Annotated in this window: 19 protein-coding genes and 1 riboswitch; of the genes, 15 read left to right on the top strand and 4 right to left on the bottom strand. The window is 68.8% G+C overall.

Annotation, left to right across the window (positions count from 1 at the left end):
- Positions 1-29: 29 nt before the first annotated feature.
- From ACFWYW_RS02340 to cyaB, 13 genes are all read left to right on the top strand, one after another.
- A complete protein-coding gene (locus tag ACFWYW_RS02340; protein ID WP_379609222.1) occupies positions 30-2,309 on the top strand; it encodes a M4 family metallopeptidase in 2,280 nt (759 codons plus the stop codon).
- Entirely contained in the window at positions 2,306-3,976 is a 1,671-nt protein-coding gene (locus ACFWYW_RS02335) for a M28 family peptidase (RefSeq protein ID WP_379609221.1), read from the top strand. Before ACFWYW_RS02340 ends, ACFWYW_RS02335 begins: the two co-directional genes overlap by 4 nt.
- Positions 3,977-4,300: 324 nt before the next feature.
- Positions 4,301-5,734 carry a cation:proton antiporter gene (locus ACFWYW_RS02330; protein ID WP_379609220.1) on the top strand — a complete coding sequence of 478 codons (1,434 nt, stop codon included), beginning with the start codon at positions 4,301-4,303 and terminating at the stop codon, positions 5,732-5,734.
- Positions 5,735-5,761: 27 nt separating this feature from the next.
- Positions 5,762-5,860: riboswitch (glycine riboswitch) on the top strand.
- Between the two features lie 132 nt (positions 5,861-5,992).
- Positions 5,993-7,084 carry a glycine cleavage system aminomethyltransferase GcvT gene (gene gcvT, locus ACFWYW_RS02325; RefSeq protein ID WP_379609219.1) on the top strand — a complete coding sequence of 364 codons (1,092 nt, stop codon included), beginning with the start codon at positions 5,993-5,995 and terminating at the stop codon, positions 7,082-7,084.
- Positions 7,085-7,116: 32 nt separating this feature from the next.
- The gene (gcvH, locus tag ACFWYW_RS02320; RefSeq protein ID WP_379609218.1) at positions 7,117-7,506 is read left to right on the top strand and encodes a glycine cleavage system protein GcvH; all 390 of its coding nucleotides are present in this window, start codon (positions 7,117-7,119) and stop codon (positions 7,504-7,506) included.
- A 65-nt stretch (positions 7,507-7,571) separates the two neighbouring features.
- Positions 7,572-8,948: an L-serine ammonia-lyase gene (locus ACFWYW_RS02315; protein ID WP_379609216.1), complete on the top strand. Its 1,377-nt coding sequence runs from the start codon at positions 7,572-7,574 to the stop codon at positions 8,946-8,948.
- Between the two features lie 483 nt (positions 8,949-9,431).
- Positions 9,432-10,709: a helix-turn-helix domain-containing protein gene (locus ACFWYW_RS02310; RefSeq protein ID WP_379609215.1), complete on the top strand. Its 1,278-nt coding sequence runs from the start codon at positions 9,432-9,434 to the stop codon at positions 10,707-10,709.
- A 173-nt stretch (positions 10,710-10,882) separates the two neighbouring features.
- Positions 10,883-11,383 carry an SAM-dependent methyltransferase gene (locus ACFWYW_RS02305; RefSeq protein WP_379609213.1) on the top strand — a complete coding sequence of 167 codons (501 nt, stop codon included), beginning with the start codon at positions 10,883-10,885 and terminating at the stop codon, positions 11,381-11,383.
- Between the two features lie 117 nt (positions 11,384-11,500).
- Positions 11,501-11,815, top strand: coding sequence for a hypothetical protein (locus ACFWYW_RS02300; protein ID WP_379609212.1), 315 nt, complete (start codon positions 11,501-11,503; stop codon positions 11,813-11,815).
- Between the two features lie 302 nt (positions 11,816-12,117).
- Positions 12,118-12,441 carry a putative ATP-grasp-modified RiPP gene (tgmA, locus tag ACFWYW_RS02295; RefSeq protein WP_379609211.1) on the top strand — a complete coding sequence of 108 codons (324 nt, stop codon included), beginning with the start codon at positions 12,118-12,120 and terminating at the stop codon, positions 12,439-12,441.
- 1 nt (position 12,442) lies between these two features.
- Positions 12,443-13,423, top strand: a complete 981-nt coding sequence (tgmB, locus tag ACFWYW_RS02290) for an ATP-grasp ribosomal peptide maturase (protein WP_379609210.1) — start codon at positions 12,443-12,445, stop codon at positions 13,421-13,423.
- On the top strand, positions 13,420-14,544 hold the full coding sequence (tgmC, locus tag ACFWYW_RS02285) for an ATP-grasp peptide maturase system methyltransferase (protein ID WP_379609209.1): 1,125 nt from the start codon (positions 13,420-13,422) through the stop codon (positions 14,542-14,544). Before tgmB ends, tgmC begins: the two co-directional genes overlap by 4 nt.
- A 195-nt stretch (positions 14,545-14,739) precedes the next feature.
- A complete protein-coding gene (gene cyaB / locus ACFWYW_RS02280; protein ID WP_379609208.1) occupies positions 14,740-15,303 on the top strand; it encodes a class IV adenylate cyclase in 564 nt (187 codons plus the stop codon).
- A 318-nt stretch (positions 15,304-15,621) separates the two neighbouring features.
- Here cyaB and ACFWYW_RS02275 read toward each other — a convergent pair whose 3' ends face one another.
- The 4 genes from ACFWYW_RS02275 to ACFWYW_RS02260 all read right to left on the bottom strand — a co-directional run bounded on the left by ACFWYW_RS02275 (position 15,622) and on the right by ACFWYW_RS02260 (position 18,577).
- The gene (locus tag ACFWYW_RS02275; RefSeq protein ID WP_379609207.1) at positions 15,622-15,831 is read right to left on the bottom strand and encodes a hypothetical protein; all 210 of its coding nucleotides are present in this window, start codon (positions 15,829-15,831) and stop codon (positions 15,622-15,624) included.
- Positions 15,832-15,933: 102 nt separating this feature from the next.
- Positions 15,934-16,641: a MerR family transcriptional regulator gene (locus ACFWYW_RS02270; RefSeq protein ID WP_379609206.1), complete on the bottom strand. Its 708-nt coding sequence runs from the start codon at positions 16,639-16,641 to the stop codon at positions 15,934-15,936.
- 2 nt (positions 16,642-16,643) lie between these two features.
- Positions 16,644-17,726 (bottom strand): serine hydrolase domain-containing protein, encoded by a 1,083-nt coding sequence (locus ACFWYW_RS02265; protein WP_379609205.1) that lies wholly within the window; start codon positions 17,724-17,726, stop codon positions 16,644-16,646.
- A gap of 35 nt (positions 17,727-17,761) precedes the next feature.
- Positions 17,762-18,577 (bottom strand): SDR family NAD(P)-dependent oxidoreductase, encoded by an 816-nt coding sequence (locus tag ACFWYW_RS02260; protein WP_379609204.1) that lies wholly within the window; start codon positions 18,575-18,577, stop codon positions 17,762-17,764.
- Positions 18,578-18,714: 137 nt separating this feature from the next.
- Here ACFWYW_RS02260 and ACFWYW_RS02255 point away from each other — a divergent pair, with 137 nt between their 5' ends.
- Both ACFWYW_RS02255 and ACFWYW_RS02250 read left to right on the top strand, forming a co-directional pair.
- Positions 18,715-19,062 carry a winged helix-turn-helix transcriptional regulator gene (locus ACFWYW_RS02255; protein ID WP_379640887.1) on the top strand — a complete coding sequence of 116 codons (348 nt, stop codon included), beginning with the start codon at positions 18,715-18,717 and terminating at the stop codon, positions 19,060-19,062.
- A gap of 51 nt (positions 19,063-19,113) precedes the next feature.
- Positions 19,114-21,540: a PKD domain-containing protein gene (locus ACFWYW_RS02250; RefSeq protein WP_379609202.1), complete on the top strand. Its 2,427-nt coding sequence runs from the start codon at positions 19,114-19,116 to the stop codon at positions 21,538-21,540.
- Positions 21,541-21,558 lie beyond the last annotated feature (18 nt).

Genomic DNA, 21,558 nt, shown 5'->3' with positions numbered 1-21,558 from the left:
AGATTCACACCCCCCAAGGAGCCACGAGAGTGAACCCCAAGCTCAAACTGTCGGCCGCCGCGTTAGTCGCGCTGGCGCTGGCCCTGGTACCCCAGGCGGCGCAGGCCGGACAAGATCCCCCAACTCCAAGTGAGGCCAAGAGCGCCGTCACCTCGGCGCAGGGCGCGCTTGCTGCTTACGCCCCCTCCCTGCGTACCGCGCAGGACGACGCATACCACCTCCAGGCCAACACCCCCGGCGCGAACGGTCTGCAGTTCCTGACCTACTCACGCACCCACAAGGGCCTGCCCGTCTACGGCGGCGAGGTCGTCGTCACCACGGACGCCTCCGGCCAGTCGGTCAGCGACATCACCACCGGCCAGCAAGCCGTCATCAACGTCGGCACCAAGGCCAAGGTGAGCGCGGCCACCGCCGCCGCCACGTCGCAGGCACGGATCAAGAAGGTGGACAGCGTCAGCGCGCCGTCGCTGGTCGTCCACGCCGCGAGCAAGACCCCGCGGCTGGCGTACGCGACCACCGTCACCGGCCCGTCCAACAACCGGACCGTCTACGTCGACGCGCTGACCGGCGCGGTCATCGACGAGGTCGAGCTGTTCAAGGCCGCCGAGGGCCGGTCCCACTACGTCGGGACCGTCACCATCGACACCCAGGCCACCTCGATGGTCGACCCCAACCGCCGCGGCATCCAGTGCGGCGGCCAGAACGGCTCCGCCTTCACCGGCTCCAGCCCCTGGGGCAACGGCGGCGCCACCGACCTGCCGACCGCCTGCGTCGACGTCCTCTACGGAGTCCAGAAGGAATGGGACATGCTCCGGGAGTGGGTCGGCCGCAACGGCATCAACGGCTCCGGCGGCGGCTTCCCGGCCCGGGTCGGCCTGGCCCAGGCCAACGCCTTCTGGAACGGCTCGTACACCAACTACGGCCACAACGGCGCCAGCGGCGCCGCGCGCAAGAACCTGGTCTCGATGGACGTCGTCGGCCACGAGTACGGCCACGCCATCTTCCAGACCACGCCCGGCGGCGCGGGCTCCGGCAACGAGGCCGGCGGCCTGAACGAGTCCACCGGTGACATCTTCGGCGCCGTGACCGAGCACTACGCCAACAACCCGAACGACCCGCCGGACTACCTGGTCGGCGAGGAGCCCGCGCTCGGCGGCGGCCCGATCCGCAACATGTACAACCCGTCGGCTCTCGGCCACCCGAACTGCTACACCCCGGGGTCCTTCCCCGAGGTGCACGCCGGAGCCGGCCCGCAGAACCACTGGTTCTACCTGATGTCCGAGGGCACCAACCCGCAGGGCAAGCCCGCCAGCACCCGCTGCGACAACGGCCCGGCGATCGTCGGCATCGGCATCCGCAAGGCCGCCCAGGTCTTCATGACCACGCTGAACAAGAAGACGTCCCCGTGGACGCACACCAAGGTCCGGGTGGCCGCGCTGCAGGCCGCCAAGGAGCTGTGGCCCGGTAGCTGCGCCGAGTTCAACGTGGTGAAGGCCGCCTTCGACGGCATCCGCCTGGGCGCCCAGTCCGGCGAGCCGACGTGCACCGCCCCGACCGACGACTTCTCGCTCTCCCTCGACCCGGCCGCCGGCCAGGCCGACCCGGGCGACAGCGTGACCACCACGGTCAGGACCACGGTGACCAGCGGCAACGCCCAGCAGATCACGCTGCGCGCCGGCACGCTGCCCAGTGGTGTGACGGCCCAGTTCAACCCGGCCACGATCACCGCCGGCCAGACCTCGACGCTGACCCTGTCGACCTCGGCGGGCAGCCCCGTGGGCGGCCACGCCGTACAGGTGACCGCTGACGGCACCGCCGTCGACAAGAACGCCACCTACAACCTCACGATCGGGCAGGTCCAGGACGACTTCTCGTTCGCGGTCAGCCCGGCGTCCGGCTCGACTCAGCCGGGCGGCTCCGCTCAGACCACCATCAACACGACGGTGACCAGCGGCTCCGCTCAGCAGGTCGCGTTGTCGGCCACCGGCCAGCCCTCGGGCGTGACAGTGACCTTCAGCCCGGCCACCGTCACCGCCGGCCAGAGCTCTCAGGTGACCGTCGCCACGACCTCCAGTGTCGCGGCGGGGTCCTACCCGATCACGCTCACCGGCGCCGGCACCAGTGGCAGCAAGACGGCCACCTACACGCTGACCGTGGGTAGCACCGGCACCGAATGGGCGCCGTACACCTCCTACACGGTCGGCCAGGTCGTCACCTACCAGGGCGCCAGCTACCGCTGCCGGCAGAGCCACACCAGCCTGCCCGGCTGGGAGCCGCCGAACGTGCTCGCACTCTGGCAGCCGCTGTGAAGAAACTCCTAGTGTCAGGGCTGGTCACCATCGTGGTGGCCGCCCTGGCCCCCCTCGCCGGCGCCACGAGCGCTCAGGCTGTCGCGCCGCCCAACATCCCGGTCGCGAACGTGACAGCCCACCTCAGCCAGCTCCAGTCGATCGCCACGGCCAACGGCGGTAACCGGGCCTCAGGACGGCCCGGGTACAACGCCTCGGTCAACTACATCAAGGGCAAGCTGGACGCGGCCGGATACACCACCCGGATCCAGACCTTCAGCGGCGGCAGCAATCTCATCGCCGACTGGCCGGGTGGCCCGACCAACCAGACCATCATGCTCGGTGCCCACCTGGACAGCGTCGCCGCCGGTCCGGGGATCAACGACAACGGCTCGGGCTCCTCGGCCCTGCTGGAGATCGCCCTGACCCTGGCCAGCCAGCGGCCGACGGTGACCAAGCACGTCCGGTTCGGCTGGTGGGGTGCCGAGGAGCAGGGATTGATCGGCTCCCGGTACTACGTGCAGAACGGGGGTGCGGCGGGCGTCGAGGCGTACCTCAACTTCGACATGACCGGCTCGCCCAACCCCGGCTACTTCGTCTATGACGACGACGTGGCCCTGCAGCGGCTGTTCAACGACTACTACACCTCGATCGGCGTGCAGACGGAGCCGGAGCGCATCGGCGACGGACGCAGCGACCACGCCTCGTTCAAGAACGCCGGCGTACGCGTCGGCGGCGTCTTCACCGGGGCGAGCGAGCGCAAGACGGCCGCCCAGGCCGCCAAGTGGGGCGGTCAGGCCAACCAGTCGTTCGACCGCTGCTACCACTCGGCCTGCGACACCTACCCGTCCAACATCAACACGACCGCGCTCGACCGCAACGCCGACGCGGCCGCGCACGCGCTGTGGACCCTGGCCGTCGGCCAGGCGCAGCCGAACGATTACTCCATCGCGGTGAGCCCGGCCTCGGCAACCCTCCAGCCCGGCCAGTCGGCGACGACGACGCTCACCACGACGGTCACCTCCGGCCAGGCGCAGCAGGTCAGCCTCTCCGCCGGCAGTGTCCCGGCCGGGGTGACCGTCTCCTTCAGCCCGCAGACGATCTCGGCGGGCCAGTCCTCGACGGTCACGGTCGCGGCGTCAGCGGCGGCGGCGAACGGTAGCTACCAGATCGCCCTCAACGGTGACGGCGCCGACAGCGACCGTTCGACCGCCTTCAACCTGACGATCGGGCAGGTCCAGAACGACTACTCGTTCTCGGTCAGCCCGGCGTCCGCCTCTGTCCAGCCCGGCGGCAGCGCGAGCGCCACCGTCAACACCCAGGTCACCTCCGGCCAGGCCCAGCAGATCGCGCTGACGGCCTCCGGAGCTCCCCAGGGCGTGACGGTGAGCTTCAGCCCGGCCACCATCTCGGCGGGCCAGACCTCCGCGGTGTCGATCGCGACGACCTCCTCGGTCGCCGCCGGCACCTATCCGATCACGCTCAACGGCGACGGCACCAGCACGGACCGCTCGGCCACGTTCACCCTGACCGTGGGCAGCACCGGCAACGAATGGGCGCCGTACACCTCCTACACGGCCGGCACGACCGTGAGCTACCAGGGCACCAACTACCGGTGCCTGCAGAGCCACACGAGCCTGCCCGGCTGGGAGCCGCCCGGCACACCCGCGCTCTGGCAGCGCCTCTAGAGGAGCATGTACGGCCGGCGTCCCGCCAGGCGCCGGTCGTACAGACGTGGCCGGGAACCGCTGGGGTGTGCCAGGTTCCCGGCCACACCCCGTGGCCGGCCGTTCATCCGGGGGGACGGCCGGCCGCGCTATGCGTTGAGTCACACGCCCCGCAAAGTCCCGATATATCCGGTTAAACACCCGGCAAGCGACACGCAGGGTCCCCGAACCTCTCGGCAAACACTGATCACCTCACGCACCAAGCTCGGATTATTCCGGACATATCCCCCATAGGCTCGCCACCGTTGTCCGGATCCGATCCCCCTCAGGAGGGAGCCCGAGCTTTTGTCCAGCGACCTGGTGATCATCGCCGCGCTCGTCGCCGTCTCGATCGTGCTGGCCCGCTTTCTCAGCACGAGATGGAGGCTGCCGCCCCTGCCGTTCCTGGTCCTGCTCGGCATGCTCGTGGGAATCCTGCCCTGGGTGCCGGTCGTGTCGATGGACCCGTACGTCGTGCTGACCGTGCTCATCCCGCCCCTGCTCTACCACCACGCCACCACGCGCAGCGCGCCCCGCGAGTCGCGCGCCGCCTGGCGGCCGATCATGTTCCTCGGCGTCGGGCTCACCCTCGCCACCGCCGGCGCCGTCACCCTCGTCGCCCATCTGCTGCTCCCGGGCCTGCCGTGGGGCGCCGCGCTGACCGTCGGCGCCGCCTTCGCGCCCACCCAGGCACTCGTCCTCGACCGGCTCGGCGCGCCGGAGCGCGTGCTCACCGTGCTGCGCGGCGAGAGCCTGATCAACGAGGGCGTCGCGGTCGTGCTGCTCGCCATCGGGCTTGAGCAGCTCAAACGTCCCGAGACCGTCTCCGTGGCCGCGCTGCAACTGGCCGGGGCGATCGCCGGCGGCGCGCTCGCGGGCCTCGCGCTCGGCTGGGTCGTCGTGCAGTTGCGCCGCCGCCTGGCCGACTCGGGAACGCTGATCGTGCTCTCGCTGGCCACGCCGTTCGTCGCCGAGATCAGCGCGAGCAAGCTCGGACTGTCCGGCCCGCTCGCCGTCACCGCCGCCGGCTTCTACGTCGGGGCGCGCGGCCGCCTCTTCCACACCCCCGCGCGGGCCACCGAGCGGATCACCTGGCAGGTCCTGACGTTCCTGCTCGGCGGCACGCTCGCGGTCCTGCTCGGGCTCCAGCTACGCGATCTGGGCGGCTCACACTCCGGCCTGCCGCTCACGACGGTCCTGCTGGTCACCGCGGCTCTGCTGGGCGCGAGTTTGCTGGTACGGCTGGCGTTCGCGCTGGCCGTCGACCGGCACAACGTCCGAGCCCTCACCCTGGGCGGCACCCGCGGGGCCTCGACGCTGGCCATCGCGCTGGCCATCCCCGCGCTGCCCGCCCAGGACGCGTTGATCTTCGCCGCCGCCTCGGTGGTGCTGGTCAGCGGGTTCGCCCTGCTCACGTGCCGCGCCGCCGTACCGGAGAGTGGGGGTGTCGCGGCGCCGGAGGAGGAGGCGCGGGCGCGGCAGGCGGCGGCCGCGGCGGCGATGCGCAGGCTCGACCAGATCTCCCACCGGCTCGACACCGGCACGTTGTGGGCGCAGCGGCAGTTGCTCGCGGTCGAGGCGAACGCCGGCGCCCCGCACGACCTGCGCGACGAGCTCGCCAGGGCGCAGCGCGAGACGCTCGGCCAGATGTACACCGAAGGCCGCATCGGCGCCACAACCCTGCACAAGCTCACGGAAGAGATCGATTGGCGCGATCCACACGCGACAACACCCCCGTGACGGCACTAGGCTGGTTGGAGACACCGGTGAACCCGTGCGGGAGAGCGTTCTGACAATCCGGTCAGAGCCCCTGAAGGAGCAAGCCCTCCCCGCGAACCTCTCAAGGCAAAGGACCGCTCGGGCGAGGTGCCTCTGGAAAGCAGGCCTCCGGGCCTCGCCGAAGGTGAAAGTCCGGCAAAACCCGGGCGAAGCTCTCAGGCATCGATGACAGAGGGGGAGGATGCTGGCATCCGACCCTGCCCTGAGGTGCGAAGACCAATGTCCCGACCGACACCGCTGCGAGACGTTCACGAGAGTCTCGGCGCGACGCTGACCGACTTCGCCGGCTGGCTGATGCCGCTGCGCTACGGCAGCGAGTCCGCCGAGCACAACGCCGTGCGCACCGCCGCCGGACTGTTCGACCTCTCGCACATGGGCGAGATCTTCCTGACCGGGCCCCAGGCGGGCGAGGCACTCGACTACGCGCTCGTCGGCCACCTCTCGGCGCTGGCGCCCGGACGGGCCCGCTACACGATGATCGTCGGGGAGGACGGCGGGGTCCTGGACGACCTGATCGTCTACCGGCTCGCCGACGAACAGTTCATGGTCGTGGCCAACGCCTCCAACTACCTCCTCGTGGCCCGCGAGCTGACCGCGCGCGCCGCCGGGTTCGACGCCGTCGTGGACGACCGGTCCGAGCAGTGGGCGCTCATCGCCGTGCAGGGTCCGCGCGCCCAGGAGATCCTCTCCTCGCTCACCGACGCCGACCTGCCCGGACTCAAGTACTACGCCGGGCTGCCCGGCGTCGTCGCCGGGGCCCAGGCGCTCATCGCCCGCACCGGCTACACCGGCGAGGACGGCTTCGAGCTGTTCATCGCCAACGAGGACGCGGTGCCGTTGTGGCAGGCGCTGGTCAAGGCGGGCGAGCCGTACGGGCTGATTCCGGCGGGACTGTCCTCGCGCGACACGCTGCGCCTCGAAGCCGGCATGCCGCTCTACGGCAACGAACTGTCCACCGCGCTCACCCCGTTCGACGCGGGCCTGGGCCGAGTGGTGAAATTCGACAAGCCCGGCGACTTCGTCGGCAGGGCGGCGCTGGAGGCGGTCAAGAACGACCCGCCGCGGCGGCGCCTGGTCGGACTGGTGGCGCACGGGCGCCGGGTCCCCCGCCACGGGTACCCGGTGACCAAGGACGGCGCCGTGGTCGGCGAGGTCACCAGCGGGGCCCCTTCCCAGACCCTGGGTAAGCCCATCGCGATGGCCTACGTGGACACTGGTGTCACCGAAGGCGTGGCCGTGGACATCCGGGGCAGCCAGGAGGGCATGGACCTCGTCGCATTGCCCTTCTACAAGCGCAGCGCCCGTTCGTGAATACAAGCGCAGTAACTAGCAGGAGGACGTAAGTGAGCAGCATCCCTGACGAGCTGAGCTACACCAAGGAGCACGAATGGGTGGCCGGTCTCGACGACGGCCGGACCGTGACCGTCGGCATCACGGCCTTCGCCGCCGAGGCCCTGGGTGACGTCGTCTTCGTGCAGCTTCCCGAGGCGGGCTCCAACGTCGAGGCCGGCGACTCCATCGGCGAGGTCGAGTCGACCAAGTCGGTGAGCGAGATCTACGCCCCGGTCGGCGGCGAGGTCACCGAGGTGAACCAGGCCGTCGTGGACGATCCGTCGCTGGTCAACAACGACCCTTACGGCGAGGGCTGGATGTTCCGGGTACGCCTCGAAGGCGACCCGGAGGACCTCCTCTCAGCTGAGGAGTACGGAGCACTCACCTCCGGCGACTCCTGACCAACCGCCGGGGCCCGGCATGGGCCCCGGCACCGCCCTCCCCCCTGTTGCGGAAGGACGCATCAATGGCGATCAGCGTCTTCGACCTTTTCAAGATCGGAATCGGCCCGTCGAGCTCGCACACCGGCGGCCCGATGGCAGCCGCGCACAAGTTCGCGCGCGGCCTGCACGAAGACGGCCTCGTCGAGCGGACCGCGCGGGTCGAGGCCATCCTCTACGGCTCCCTCGGCCTGACCGGCAAGGGCCACGGCAGTGACAAGGCCGTGCTCCTCGGCCTGTCCGGCGAGAAGCCCGAACTCGTCGACGTCGACACCGTCGACGAACGCCTCGCCGCCATGCGCGCCGCAGGAACCGTCCGCCTGTACGGCGAGCGCGAGATCCCGTTCGTCGTCGGCGAGGACCTGGTCTTCGAACGCAAGATCAGCCTGCCCGAGCACCCGAACGGCATGCGCTTCACCGCCTTCGCCGCCGACGGGGAGAAACTCCGCGAGAAGGTGTACTTCTCCGTGGGCGGCGGCTTCGTCGTCGACGAGAACGCCACCGGCGCCGACCGCATCAAGCCCGACGACACCGTCGTTCCCTATCCGTTCACCTCCGCGGAAGAGCTCCTGAAGCACTGCCACAACACCGGCCTGTCCATCTCCGGGCTCATGCTGGAGAACGAGAGGGCCTTCGGCCGTACCGAGCAGGAGATCCGCGACGGCATCCTGAACCTGTGGCGGGTCATGGCCGAGTGTGTGAGCCGGGGCATCAGCAAAGAAGGCATGCTGCCCGGCGGCCTGAAGGTACGCCGCCGCGCCCACCAGCTTCACCGCCAGTTGTGCAGCGAGTCCCCCGAGAAGGACCCGCTCCAGACGATGGACTGGGTCTCGCTGTTCGCCCTTGCCGTCAACGAGGAGAACGCCGCCGGGGGCCGCATCGTGACCGCCCCGACGAACGGCGCGGCAGGCATCATCCCGGCAGTCCTGACGTACTACACGCGCTTCGTCCCCCAGGCGAACGACGAGGGCGTGGTCCGCTTCATGCTGACAGCGGCCGCGATCGGCGTCCTGTTCAAGGAGAACGCGTCTATTTCGGGTGCTGAGGTGGGCTGCCAGGGCGAGGTAGGCTCAGCCTGCTCCATGGCCGCGGCAGGCCTGACGGAGGTCCTGGGCGGGACCCCGGAACAGGTGGAGAACGCGGCGGAAATCGGCATCGAGCACAACCTGGGTCTGACGTGTGACCCGATCGGCGGCTTGGTCCAGATCCCGTGCATCGAACGGAACGCGGTGGCCAGCATCAAGGCCATCACCGCCGCCCGCATCGCCCTGCGCGGCGACGGCCGCCACTTCGTCAGCCTGGACAAGGCCATCAAGACGATGCGCGACACGGGCCGGGACATGCTCGACAAGTACAAGGAGACCTCACGCGGCGGCCTGGCCGTCAACGTCATCGAATGCTGAAAGGCTCGGGCCTTCGCGCTGGGGGTTCGGGCTGTGACAGTGGGGGCGCGGCCCCCACACCCCGGCTGAGGGCGTGGTCCTCCCCTTTGGAGCGCTTCGCGCATTGGGGCTCGGGCTGTGACAGTGGGGCTCTGCCCCACACCCCGGGCGAGGGAGAACCCTCGCGCTCCCCACGTGGCCGACGTCCTGCCGTTGCGCCGGGATGGATTCCCGGCTGAGCTAGGTGCCATCCGCATCCAGGCTCACGACTTGCCCTTTCGTTCAGCACCCAACGTCCGCTGAGACGCAGATGCAGGACCGGGCAGCCTGGCACCCGGATCGCCGAGACGAGCACCGACCTCAACCCAGCTGGGGCAAGCTACTCAGGCGGCGGGCAGGGTTCATCCTTACACCGATGCGCGCCGCCCGCGCTCCGCAAGGTCATCCTCTAGGAGAGGCTGGCGAACCTCTACATACGTGAGCCTTGCACGTCTAGCCTGGAGAATGTCGAAGATCTACCACGCTGGAGGTGCAGGGCCTGTGAGCAACGGTAGCGACGAAACCGGGCCCCCGGTGCTAACCGTTGGACAGCGAATCCGAATGGTTCGTAAGCGCAAAGGGATGAGCCAGGAGGTCCTAGCCGGTCTTGTTGGGAAATCGACAGCGTGGTTGAAGGCGGTGGAATCCGGTCGAAGGCAATCCGAGCCGCGGCTGACCATCATCCTCCGACTGGCATCAGCATTGGGCGTCAAGGATCTTTCGGAGCTGACTGGGGAGCAGCTTCCGCCGGTGCGGATGTTCTCCGGCCCTGGCCATCCTGCACTGGCCTCGGTGCGGGCCGCTGTGAACAACGCACCCTTGCTGCGGCCACAGGGCACCGTACAGCCGTTGAACGTCCTGCGGGCGAGGCTCGATGCTGCATGGCGCACTCGCCACACCTCTCCGGATCATCGCACCGCCCTTGGCGCCATCCTGCCGGATCTCCTGCGGGACACTCAGCTTGCCGCGAGTATGTACGGCGGAGACGATCGGCGCCGGGCCAACGCCCTGCTGGCCGAGGCGTACGGCTTGAGCCAGATGTTCATCGCCTACCAGCCGGCCGAGGACCTGCTGTGGCGTGTCGCCGATCGAGCGCTGATGGCCGCCCAGGAATCAGAAGATCCGATGGCGTTGTCCTGCGCGGTGTGGTTCCTGGCGCAGGCGCATAGAGACAACGGGGACCTCGAGGCCGCGCGGGACATCAACGAGCAGGGCATGACGGCCATCCAGCCGTACCTGGGCGGCGCTGGCGTGGATCTTCTGGCGATGTGGGGAGCCCTGTCCTTCGAGCTGGCTTTCACCGCGGCCAGGCTCGGTGACGCCGCTGAGGCATGGGTGCAGTGGGAGGAAGCGCAAAGAGTCGCCGAGCGCCTGCCCAAGGATTACTACCAGCCGTGGACTTCCTTCAGCCAAGTAATCATGCGAGCGCATGCGGTCACCGTGGCCGTCGAACTGCATCAAGGTGGAGAGTCGGCGAGACAGGCAGAAAGTGCCGAGAGCGTCCCTATCCCATCCAGGCCCCGGCGCGGTCGTCACCTCATCGAAGTCGCGCGGGCGCATCTCCTTCAGCGTGATCACGATGCCGTGCTCGGGGCGCTTCAGCTGGCCCAGCAGACTGCTCCGGAAACAATCCGGTACAGCACCCACGCCCGGCGGATGGCATTCGAGCTGCTTGAGACCGGGCCTTCATATCTACGGACCCAAGCAACTCAACTCGTGGACCAAGTCGGCCTATTGGCCTGACCCAAAGTAAGGGCTACAGTTCGTAGCCTTTCTGTCCTCAACTGCGGCCTACGGTCAGGGACATGACACCTGGCCAGGCGATACGGCTACTACGAATCGCGCTAATCAGGCACGACGTCGGTACCCGAGATGGCGACGTACACGTGCGTCCGGGATGCCAGCCGAGTTTGAAGGTGAGCGCAAGCCTCACGGTGTGGTGCGGGCCTGAGCGCTTTCGCTGGTTCGTCCGCTCGCCGACACGTTGGCACTGGCATCCCATCGAAGATCCAGAAGGCGCCGCGCACACTCTCATCCCCCTGCTTGGGCCCGGCTCCAACGGTTGCCCATTGCGGCCCACCACCCGAGGCATCCACCGCTACGGCTGCGACGAAAGATTCTTGATCTTCTCGCACGTGTGCGGCGACCTGCTATCTGCCAAGGTCAGAGCCGAAGCTCTTGAGCTCTACGCCCAGCTGTCGCCCATCTACCCGCGCAGCTCAGCCGAGATACACAAGATTCTCGACGGGCTCGACCTCCTGGAGCTCGGCCTGGTCGAGGCGTCCACATGGCGGACCGACGACCTGATACCGCTCGATGTCGGGGAAGCCCAGTTCCTCGCCGTGATGGCCGAGTTCCGCACCGGTGGGTCCGGCAACCAAGCCCCGGTCAGGGATGCGCGCGCAGCTGCCGCCTGACCGGTCGTGATCGGAGGGCCATCACGACCGACGATCCCGTCCGACCGCTCGGCGGGCCGAGCATGCCCCGATAGCCACGCTCGGCCCGCCACCCCACCGCTTCGAGGAGGCCCCGCCATGAGCGCGCCACAGCTCAAACCGCTTCAGCCGACATGGGAGTTGTGGTGCCTGCTGTGGTTGGAATGGCATCGGGAGTGGATCGCCTTCTACTGCGGCCCGCACAAGGTCGAGCCGGTGACCGCCAGCGACCCCGACGTGTTGCGCACGCTCATGAGCGCGGCCGAACCTCTTCTTCCCTGCGTCTGGCCGGTGCCGGTGACCCCTGCTCCCGGAAGCGATGCTGGTAATCGCCTTCTCACACCGGGAGAGCTGGCCAGCCGAGGCGGCCAGGGCCGCCGACCCCCGCAGGGGACCGGCGGGTGGTTGGGATGAGGAGGCCGCCCCCGTCCTCCTCATCCCACCGCACAACGGCGAGAGGACGGGGGCTCTCGGGGCCTGGCGCGCAGCTCGTGTCGCTGAGATGCAGCAAGGCGGCTGGATTCTCCGTGCGGATACGGTTGAGAAGACACATAAGCGCGGCCGGTTCGGGGGGGCCGTTGAGGAGGCGCAGGCCAGGGTGGGCGCGGACGCCTGCCATATCGTTCCCAGTCCCCCGGCCTGCGCCACCTCGCCGATCTCGTGGCGTGGGTGATGACCCGCTCCGCCCAGGTCACGATCGCACCTAGTCGACACCGATGTCGGCATCTACCGTCAGAACGAGATCACCCGCCAATGAGGAGATCGACATGATGGTTACCCACGCCCCGGCACCGCGCCCTTGGGGGCTGAGCCGGGCAACGCAACGTCTGGAAGTGGCCAGACTCCCGTACGTCATGGTGCGCGTGGACCCGGACACTCAGATCGCTCGCTTCTACGACGAGCAGGGGACAATCGTCGAGATGGCCAGCAAAGGCACCAACCGGTCATACCTGTCAGGGACCCTGTCCCGTCCCGGTGACGGGTCCAAGAACGCACCGGACGTGCCGGACGACTCCCAAAACGACTCCGAAACTGACTAGCGTGACGCGAACCGAGCCCTACTTCGTGATGGTAATCACCTCATCAGAGGACGTCACCGCGAACCTGGTCATCGCCGCCCTGCACGAGCGCCAGGTGCCCATAGCGCGCGTGGACCCCGCCGATGTGGGCTCCGACCTCATCTTCAGTGCCTGGCTGGGAGAGGGTGGAGCCCGCTGGACGGGGCAGTTGCGCACCGCCAGTCGCAATATCGAACTGGAGAGGGCGCGGGCGGTGTACTACCGCCGCCCCTCAGCTTGGCGATTCGACGGCCTCGATCCGCAAGCTCGCGCCTTCGCCATCGCCGAGGCGCGCTACGGCCTGCACGGCCTGCTGTTCAACCTGCCGGACTGCCGCTACGTCAACCACCCCCTCTGCAACCAGCGGGCCGACTACAAACCGGCGCAACTGCAGATGGCCGCCCGCCTGGGACTGCCAATACCGGCAACCCTGATCACCAATGACCTGGACGCGGCCGAGAAATTCGCCGCGGAGCATCCCGCGATGATCTACAAGTCGTTCCGCGGTGTCCCGGCCGTGCCGGAGGGCCCGGTAGCGGCCATCTGGACACAGCGGGTCGATCCCGCGGATCTGGACGAGTCTCTGCACGTCACGGCCCACCTGTTCCAGGCCGAGATCCCCAAGAGCGGCGACGCCAGGGTCACCGTGGTAGGCGAGCGGGTGTTCGCTCACCGGATCACTTCGCCGGCGGGCATGCTCGACTGGCGCAGCGAGAACCCATCTGCCCTCCTGCACACCCCGATCCAGGTACCCTCGGCCGTCCAAGCCGCGCTGCACACGTACCTGGCCCGCTTCGGCCTCATCTTCGGCTGCTTCGACTTCGCCCTCCTGGAGGACGCGAGCGAGACTCACCAGTGGATCTTCGTCGAATGCAACCCGAATGGGCAATGGGGCTGGCTTCCCAACTCCGATGCGATCGCCGCGACGTTCGCCGACACCCTGCTGAAAGGATGGCAGCGATGACCTTGGCCGCCGACCTGCGCCGCAAACTGGCCGCCGACATCGCCTCCGCGCCCTGGCGCTCCGCGCTGGAGGAGGTGCCCCGCGAGCTCTTTATCGGCGATGCCGTCTATCGTCACGAGACCGGCCTCGGCTGGGTGCCCGTACGGCGGGCGGAGATGAGCGAAGAGGAGTGGCTGCGCCTGGTCTACACCGACGAGACCTGGGTCACCCAGCTCGACGGGGTGATGGCCGAGGACGCCACCGGTCCCGTGCCGATCCTGAGGCCCACCTCGTCATCGACCTTTCCCGGCCTGGTCATCTCGATGCTCGAAGCAGCCGGGATCGGCGTAGGCGACCAGGTGCTGGAGATCGGCACCGGCACCGGCTACTCCACCGCGCTGATGTGTCACCGGCTGGGGGCCGCATCCGTCGCATCCGTCGAGGTCGATCCCGAGGTGGCCACCCGCGCCAAGGCCGCCATCACCGCGGCCGGATACGCGCCCACGCTCGTGACCGGCGACGGACTGCTGGGCCATGACCACGACGCCCCCTACGATCGCCTGATCGCCACGTGTGCGGTGCGCACCATCCCGCTGTCATGGCTCAGGCAGATGTGCGTCGGAGGTACGATCACCACGCCCATGATGGGATGGCTCGGCGGCGCCGCCTTCGCACACCTGCAGGTGACCGACGACGGCTCCGCCAGCGGCCATTTCCTCACCGAGGACGTGTACTTCATGACCGCCCGGCCGCACCAGCCACCACCCCGGCCACCCATCGACATGGGCCGCGGCGACCAGCGCGACAGCAGAATCGACCCCGCGATCCTCAAGCAGGACACCGCCCTGTTCGTCGCCCAACTCGGCATCCCCCAAGCCCAACACGGCTGGGCCGGCAACATTCTCGTAGTGCACGACGTCAGCACCGGCTCGCAAGCTGACGTCCGGCCAGACTCCGCAGGCGGGTGGACAGTGCACCAGCACGGGCCGATCAAGCTGTGGGACGAAGCCGAAGAAGCCATCCTGACCTGGCAAGGGGCTGGGAGCCCACATCAAAGCGGGTTCGGCCTGACCGTAGCAGTCGACGAGCAGCGCGTCTGGCTCGGGGATCCCGCAGGCCCAAGCTGGAATCTACCTGCTTGATCAAGGCGCCCAGGGCGAGCTGCAGGCGGCGAGGCAGGACGCAGACACCGTCGCGACCACATGGCCGGGACATCGACGCTCCTCGCAGTTTCTTGAGCGCCGAGGACATCGACGATCAGGCACCTCACCGAGCCTCCTCGCGTCATGCTGGCGCAGCGCCCCTCCCCGGCCGTACACACCCGATAGGAGCAGATCATGGAGTACACCGAGGTCGAGCAGAAGTTCCGCCTCCTCACTCCGGTGGAGGACCTGAAGGCCACCCTCGCAGAGCGGGGCGCCCAGGCCGGGGAGTCCTCGCGGCAGGTCGACACCTACTTCAACGCGCCGCACAAGGACTTCCTCAACGGCGAGGTCATCTCCGAGTGGCTACGTATCCGGGAGGAGGCGGGAAACGCCTCACTCAACTTCAAGCGGTGGTACCCGCTGGAAGCGAAGATCAAGACGCACTGCGACGAGTACGAGAGCCGCATCTCCGACGCTGACGCCGTCCGGCACACCCTCCAATCCCTCGACTTCACCAAGCTGACAGTGGTGGACAAGACCCGGGAGGAGTGGCACCTGGACGGCATCGCGGTCGCCTTCGACGCCGTGGCCGACCTGGGCAACTTCGTCGAGTTCGAGTTCAAGGGCCATGCCGACAGCATCGAGCAAGCCACAGCCGCGATCACCACGTTCATCGCGAGCCTCGGCATCGAGCTCGGGGAGCGGATCCATGCGGGCTACCCGCACATGACGCTGGGACTTCACCCGGCCGTCTGAGCTCCTGCTCGCCAAAGAGCAGACGAGCGAGAGCACCAGTTCCAGGGCGACCTCCCCGCCACCCGCGATCGGGCCTACCGGATGGGTATTCCCATGCGCAGCGGTAGCAGGACCAGGAGACGACGAAGTGCCCGCTCCCCCAGCGAAGGAGAGCGGGCCAGATCACGGACTATGACGCAAGCGCTGCCTATCCGTGGATGCGTCAAAAGGCTCGCCGACCCGGCCGTTGAAGACTCGAACACAACTCCATGAGCGCCCATCCCGTTGGGCCTGCGCGAAGTCTCCAGGCCGTGACTCTCGACAGCTGTCTGGTGGCGATCAGCGCTGGCGTCGCATGGTCCAGAACAGCCAGTTGCTTTGGGCAGCGCAGGTGGCAACGTCCCAGCCCTGGCCGCCGAGTTCGGAGAGCACCGCGACCACCTCGTCGTAGCTGCCGGAGAGCACGCGCTCGTTTCCTCCCGGCAGGTTGACCCGGATGGCGTTCGTATCCCATAGCCACTCGACAACACCGAACTCGTACGTGAACATCGTTGCCCCACATCTGTCGGCCGCCACAGCAACCCAGGAAGCTAGCACGATCTTCGCAAGGGGCGATGGGCTGGTCATCGCGGGGCGTAGCCATCCAGGTCGTCACCTTGGATCGGCCACCAGCAGTCGTCGCAGTGCCGGTGATGATTGCAGGACGTGGGCGAACATCAGGTCCGCCGGGACCGTGGAGTCCGGGCCGGGTCGGTCGAGGTTTCGGTGGTGCCAGGTCGTGATCTGTTCGGCGAGGTCCGGTAGGCGTGGATCTGTGGGAGACCAGTCCAGGGCGTGGGAGATCGTCCGGTAGAGCTCGACGAATGCCGGATCGTCAAGGGCCGCGCTCTTGACGGCGACCCATTCGGGTACGGCTTGGGGTGTCTGGGCGGCGAGCATGATCCAGACGTCGCGTTCCAAGCGCACCAGACCCTCGCCGACGCCCAGGGCACGCTGGCGGTCGAGGATGCGCACGACGTCCTCTGGGAGGAACAGGCGGTCTCCGGCGGCCAGTTCGGAGATGCGCCTGCGGTGTTCGCGGAGCTGGTCCATCTTTTCGGCCAGGGAGTGGTCGATCTCGGTGACGGCCTCGGCGAAGTGGCCGGGGCCGGCGTGGAGGAGTTCGTCGATGCGGGCGAGCGGAACGCCGGCGTCGGCCAGGGTCTTGATCCGGATCAGGTCGACGACGGCCGCGGCGCCATACCGGCGATATCCGGAGGCGTCCCGCTCCGGCTCGGGCAGCAGGCCGAGATGGTGATAGTGGCGGACGGCGCGTACCGTCACGCCGGTGTGAGCGGCGAGCCGGCCGATGGTGAGCATCTCTATATCTTCGCGTCGCACATCAGGTGGTCGATGGCGGTGTTGATGAGCTTCTCGATGGGGAGGGCGTTCTCGTTGGGGGCCCACAGGGTGGTGAGCAGGACCATTCCGCGGCGGCCGTCCTCGGTGAAGCCGCTGTGGGTGGTGTGGCCGGGGGTGTTACCCGCGTGACCCCAATAGGAGCCGCAGGGGGATTGGAGCTGGGCGATTCCGAGGCCATAGCGTGCGCCGGGGAAGACGGGGCCCCATTCGGGGGCGGGGACGGTCTGCTTCATGGCGGCGAGTTCGGCCGGGTTGAGGAGTTCGCCGCCGAGCAGGGCCTGCCAGAACCGCACGAGGTCGGGCATCGTGGTGATGAGGTCGCCGGCGGCGCTGGCGGCGGTGAGGTTCCATTCGGTGGTCTCCACCGGCTCGGGGCTGTCGGGGAATTCGGTGTAGCCGATCGGGTGCGGGTCCGGGAGCTTGGGGTCGTCGCCCGGGGAGAAGGTGCGGTCGAGGCCGAGGGGGCGGAGGATCCGGTCCGTCACCTCCTGCGATCGGGGGTTCCCGGTGACCTTCTCGATGATCATTCCGGTCAGCGTGTAGTTGGTGTTGGAGTAGCTCCAGCGGCGGTCGCCGGGTTCCGGGATCCAGTGGGGTTCGTGGCGCATGGCGAGGGCCACGAGGTCCTCGGCGGTGTAGGAGTCGTAGCGGTGCTCGCGGAAGTCCGCCGCGGTCCAGATCGGGACGTCGAACATGTACTCGGGCAGACCGCTGGTCTGCTGGAGCAGCCGCCTGACAGTGATCTTGGTGCCGTCGTTGCCGTTGCCGCGTACCACGCCCGGGAGCCAGTCCTCGACGGTGTCGTCGAGGGAGAGCCGGCCTTCGCCGACGAGCTGGAGCGCCACGGTGGCGGTGAAGGTCTTGCCCGTGCTGCCCATCCGGAAAAAGCTGTCGTGGGCGATCGGCCGATCGGCAGACGCGCCGCAGCCAGCGGTCAGCAGTTCCCTGCCGGTGTGCACCGCGGCGAGCAGACCGGGGATGCCTTTGTCGTGGATGGCCTGAAGGTCGGCCTCAAGGACAGATCTGTCGTATGTGCTTGTCATGGATCCGATGCTCGACCCCTGACGCAGGGTCAGGGTCAAGCCCTCTGGAGCAGTTTCTCGGTATAGGCGGCCAGCCGGGCGGCGTCCGCCGGGTCGAGTGTCTTCAGCGACAGGTCGACCTCCCGCCCCCGGTCGAAGGCGGAAAGCGCCGCCGATGGGGGCCGGTCGATCCAGCCCACGATCGGCCGGACCGCGTCGGGGACGGGGCGGGCGAAGAGCCTGGCGAGCACTTTGAGTGCGCCTCTGACCAGGGGATTCTGGTGGCCGGTGCCGCTGCGGGTGAAGCCGGGGTGGTAGAGCACGTAGCGGGCCTTGCTGCCGGCGTTGCCGGCGAAGGCCACGCCCAGCAGGTCGTTGGCGCGGCCGGCCTGGAGCTGGGCGCGGATCTGACCGTAGCGGCGGGTCAGCTGCGGGTCCTCCCAGACGATGCCGCCCGCCGTGTTGCCCACTCCGGCCACGTTGATGATCACTGGATCGGGGGCGGCGTCGAGCAGCGGGATCAGGCGGTGGCTGAGCAGGTAGCGGCTCAGGTAGTACAGGGCGAAGGTGAACTCCAGCCCCTCCGCGCTCTCCCGCCGCTTCGGGCTGACCCGGTTGGCGAACAGGGCGAGCGCGTCGATGGCGTCGTGGGAGTCGTGCAGGTGGGCGACGACCCGGTCCACCTCGGCGATCGAGGAGAGGTCGGCTTGGAGAAAGCGCAGGTCAGGGCTGGCGGCGTGGGCGAGTAGCGCCTTGCCCTTGGCCGGGTCGCTGCCGATCACGGTGACGCTGTCGCCGCGCGCGAGCCGTTCCAGAGCGGTCGCGCGGCCCATGCCGTCGGTGCCGCCACTGATGATCACGGTCTTGGGCACGGCGCTTCTCCTCCATAGGCTCGTTGTCAGCGAGACCCATCGTGCGGTGCGCACGCCGGAGGCCGGAAGAAGGCAGTTTGATGTCAGGTACGAACACGCGTGTCCCCTCCATCCAGGCTCACGAGCTTCCTCGGCCGGTGCCCCTGGCGGAACTTGACGAGTGCCCGGCCGGTGATGTGTTCCGGCGCATGGGCGACCGGTGGAGCCTGCTGCTGGTGGCGTTGCTCGGCAAGCGCCCGTATCGTTACAACGATTTGCACCGCTCGATCGAGGGCATCAGCCAGCGCATGCTGACCCGTACGCTGCGCGGGCTGGAGGCGGACGGGCTGGTGCATCGGGAGGTGTTCCCCACGGTGCCGCCCAGTGTCGAGTACAGCCTGACGCCGCTGGGCAGGACGCTGCTCGAACCGGTGTCCGCCCTCGCCGACTGGGCGGTGCGCCATGAGGCGGAGATCAACGCGTCGCGATCCAGATATGAGGGTTGAATTCCATGATGCGGGGTTTCTGATGATCTTCGCTGGGTGATCTTCCCTGGCGTGAAAACGACCATGGTGCTGCTCCTGGCAGCGGCGCTCATCGCGGTGGATCCCGGCCGGAGCGGGGCGGCGCTCGCCGCGCCCGCCGCGGGCTGCGGGTTCAGCGCGCGGCACCTGACTCTGGCGCCCGGTGAAACGTTCGCACTCGACTTCAGCTTCCGCAATCCGACGGCGAGCGATCCCGACACCACGTTCACCGCGGTGATGCTGGAGAACGACTTCTACGGCCCCCGCCACACCTACCTCGTCAGGAACGTGGGCGGCGGCACCGGGGTCAACGTGAACACGCACCTCACGACCGGCGCGGCGCCCATCGGAACCGACGACGTCACCATCCAGGTCACCTCGTCGCACACGGGCGCGACCATCCTGGCCACGTGCACGACGAGGCTCACCGTCAGCGGCGACACCGACCTCGACGGGATTCTCGACGAATGGGAGACCTCGGGCATCGACGGGAACGGCGACGGCGTCGCCGACCTCACGCTGACCGGCGCCAACCGCCGCCGCAAGGACATCTACCTGGAGCTCGACCACATGCGGCAGCACGACCTGCTGCCCGCGGCCGGCCAGGACGTCGTGGCCGCGTTCGCCGCCGCCCCGGTGGTCAACCCGGACGGCAGCACCGGGATCACCCTGCACATCGACCAGGACGAGGAACTCGCCCACGAGGACGACGTGACCACGTGGACGGAGTTCGACACGATCAAGGCCGGCGCGTTCGGCACGGTCGCCGAGCGGGCCAGGCCCGAGGTCATCGAGGCCAAACGCAGGGTCTACCACTACGTGCTGTTCGGGCACGAGCGCGACGGCGACACCTCGTCGGGACGGGCCGAGATCCACGGAAACGACGTTCTGGTGACGCTCGGCGGCGCGCCCTGGGGCATGAACGCCGCGGGCCACCACGTCGGCACCGTCCGGGAGCAGGCGGGCACGCTCATGCACGAGTTCGGCCACAACCTGGGCCTGCGTCACGGCGGCGCCGACGACACCAACTGCAAGCCGAACTACATCAGCGTCATGGGCTACTCCTTCCAGACCACGCTGATCCCGCAGGTGGCGGGCCCGAACCGGCTGGACTACTCCCGCGGGGCGCTGACCGAGCTGAAGGAGAACTCGCTGCTGGAGTCCGACGGCGTCGGCGCCGGCGGGACCGACTTCACGTTCTGGAGCGCGGACGGCGGCGCCGGCGGCCTGAGCAGCGCGCAGGCCAACGGCTGGCTCGACTGGAACGAGAACAACAGCCAGGACACCGCGCGGGTCCCCGTCGACATCAACAATCTCGGCTTCGACGACTGCCGCGCCAGCCCCGGCCAGACGCTGACCGGGCACGACGACTGGGCCAACCTCGACTACAACTTCCGCGACGACCCCGACTACGCCGACGGCGCGCACTCGCCGACGCCGCCGGAGATCACCGGTGAGGTCGCGGCGGAGATCCGCGAACGCGTCGAGCAGGCGCTGGCTCCGAAGGCCGAGGCCGGGGGACCGTACACCGGAGTGGAGAACGCGCCGGTGGCCTTCACCGGCGGTGCGACGGGGACGGGCACGCTCACCTATGCCTGGGACTTCGGCGACGGGACCACGGGCACGGGTGCGCAGGCCACGCACGTCTACGGCGACGACGGCACGTTCACGGTCACGCTGACCGTCACCGACCAGGGCGGACGCACGGGCAAGGACACGGCCGCGGTCACCGTCGCCAACCTCGCGCCGGCCGTCGCCATCGAGGGGCCGGGCACGCGCGTCGCCCGCGCCGGGGTCGCGGCGGAGTGGGCCGCGCGCGGCACCGACCCCGGCAGCGACGACCTGACCGTCACCTGGACCTGGGGCGATGGGCAGAGCACGAGCACCGCGTACCTGATCGATCCGCCGGGCGCCGACCCCGACCCCAGCCCCGACGTGGGGCCGCGCGACGTGCGCGACGTCGCCCGCCACACCTGGACCAGGCCTTGTGTGTACGGCGTGCGCGTGACGGCGGCCGACGACGACGGCGGTCAGGCGGCGGACGAGGCGACGCTGGTCGTCACCGGCGACGGCGGCGGGCCGAGGCTGCTGGCCTTCTGGGCGCTGCGCATGCGTCCCGGCGGAGCGCCCGTGGGTTGCCTGCTGCGCACGGTGGAGCACATGAGCAGGGTGTTCTCCGAGGTCGTGGACGTCTCGACCAGGGATCGGGCGTTCACCGCGCTGACGCCGAGGGGTATCGACCCGCGTCGTCAGCTCGACGCCCAGTTGCTGACGGCCTGGCTGAACTTCGCCGACGGCGCCCACACGCTGGACGAACTCGTGGACGGCGACGGCGACCAGGTCCCGGACACCTCGTTCGCCACGGCCATGGCCAGGGCGGAGGCCGTGCGCCTGGATCCCGCCGCCACGCCCGCGGCGATCGCGTTCCAGGTGAGCGTGCTCAACGGCCTCAACGTTTAGCGGGCCGAGTGGTGCCCC

Origin of the sequence: Nonomuraea sp. NPDC059023 (genome assembly GCF_042740095.1) — a bacterium.
In the GTDB taxonomy this organism is placed as follows: Bacteria; Actinomycetota; Actinomycetes; order Streptosporangiales; family Streptosporangiaceae; genus Nonomuraea.
The sequence above is the reverse complement of the archived record's forward strand: the minus strand, read 5'-3'. Positions and strand labels throughout refer to the sequence as shown.

Coding starts and splice junctions, on each gene's coding strand:
- gcvT (WP_379609219.1), top strand. CDS start 5,993: ATGTCCCGACCGACACCGCTGCGAGACGTTCACGAGAGTCTCGGCGCG.
- ACFWYW_RS02315 (WP_379609216.1), top strand. CDS start 7,572: ATGGCGATCAGCGTCTTCGACCTTTTCAAGATCGGAATCGGCCCGTCG.
- ACFWYW_RS02310 (WP_379609215.1), top strand. CDS start 9,432: ATGTCGAAGATCTACCACGCTGGAGGTGCAGGGCCTGTGAGCAACGGT.
- ACFWYW_RS02300 (WP_379609212.1), top strand. CDS start 11,501: ATGAGCGCGCCACAGCTCAAACCGCTTCAGCCGACATGGGAGTTGTGG.
- tgmA (WP_379609211.1), top strand. CDS start 12,118: ATGTCGGCATCTACCGTCAGAACGAGATCACCCGCCAATGAGGAGATC.
- tgmC (WP_379609209.1), top strand. CDS start 13,420: ATGACCTTGGCCGCCGACCTGCGCCGCAAACTGGCCGCCGACATCGCC.
- cyaB (WP_379609208.1), top strand. CDS start 14,740: ATGGAGTACACCGAGGTCGAGCAGAAGTTCCGCCTCCTCACTCCGGTG.
- ACFWYW_RS02275 (WP_379609207.1), bottom strand. CDS start 15,831: ATGTTCACGTACGAGTTCGGTGTTGTCGAGTGGCTATGGGATACGAAC.
- ACFWYW_RS02270 (WP_379609206.1), bottom strand. CDS start 16,641: ATGCTCACCATCGGCCGGCTCGCCGCTCACACCGGCGTGACGGTACGC.
- ACFWYW_RS02265 (WP_379609205.1), bottom strand. CDS start 17,726: ATGACAAGCACATACGACAGATCTGTCCTTGAGGCCGACCTTCAGGCC.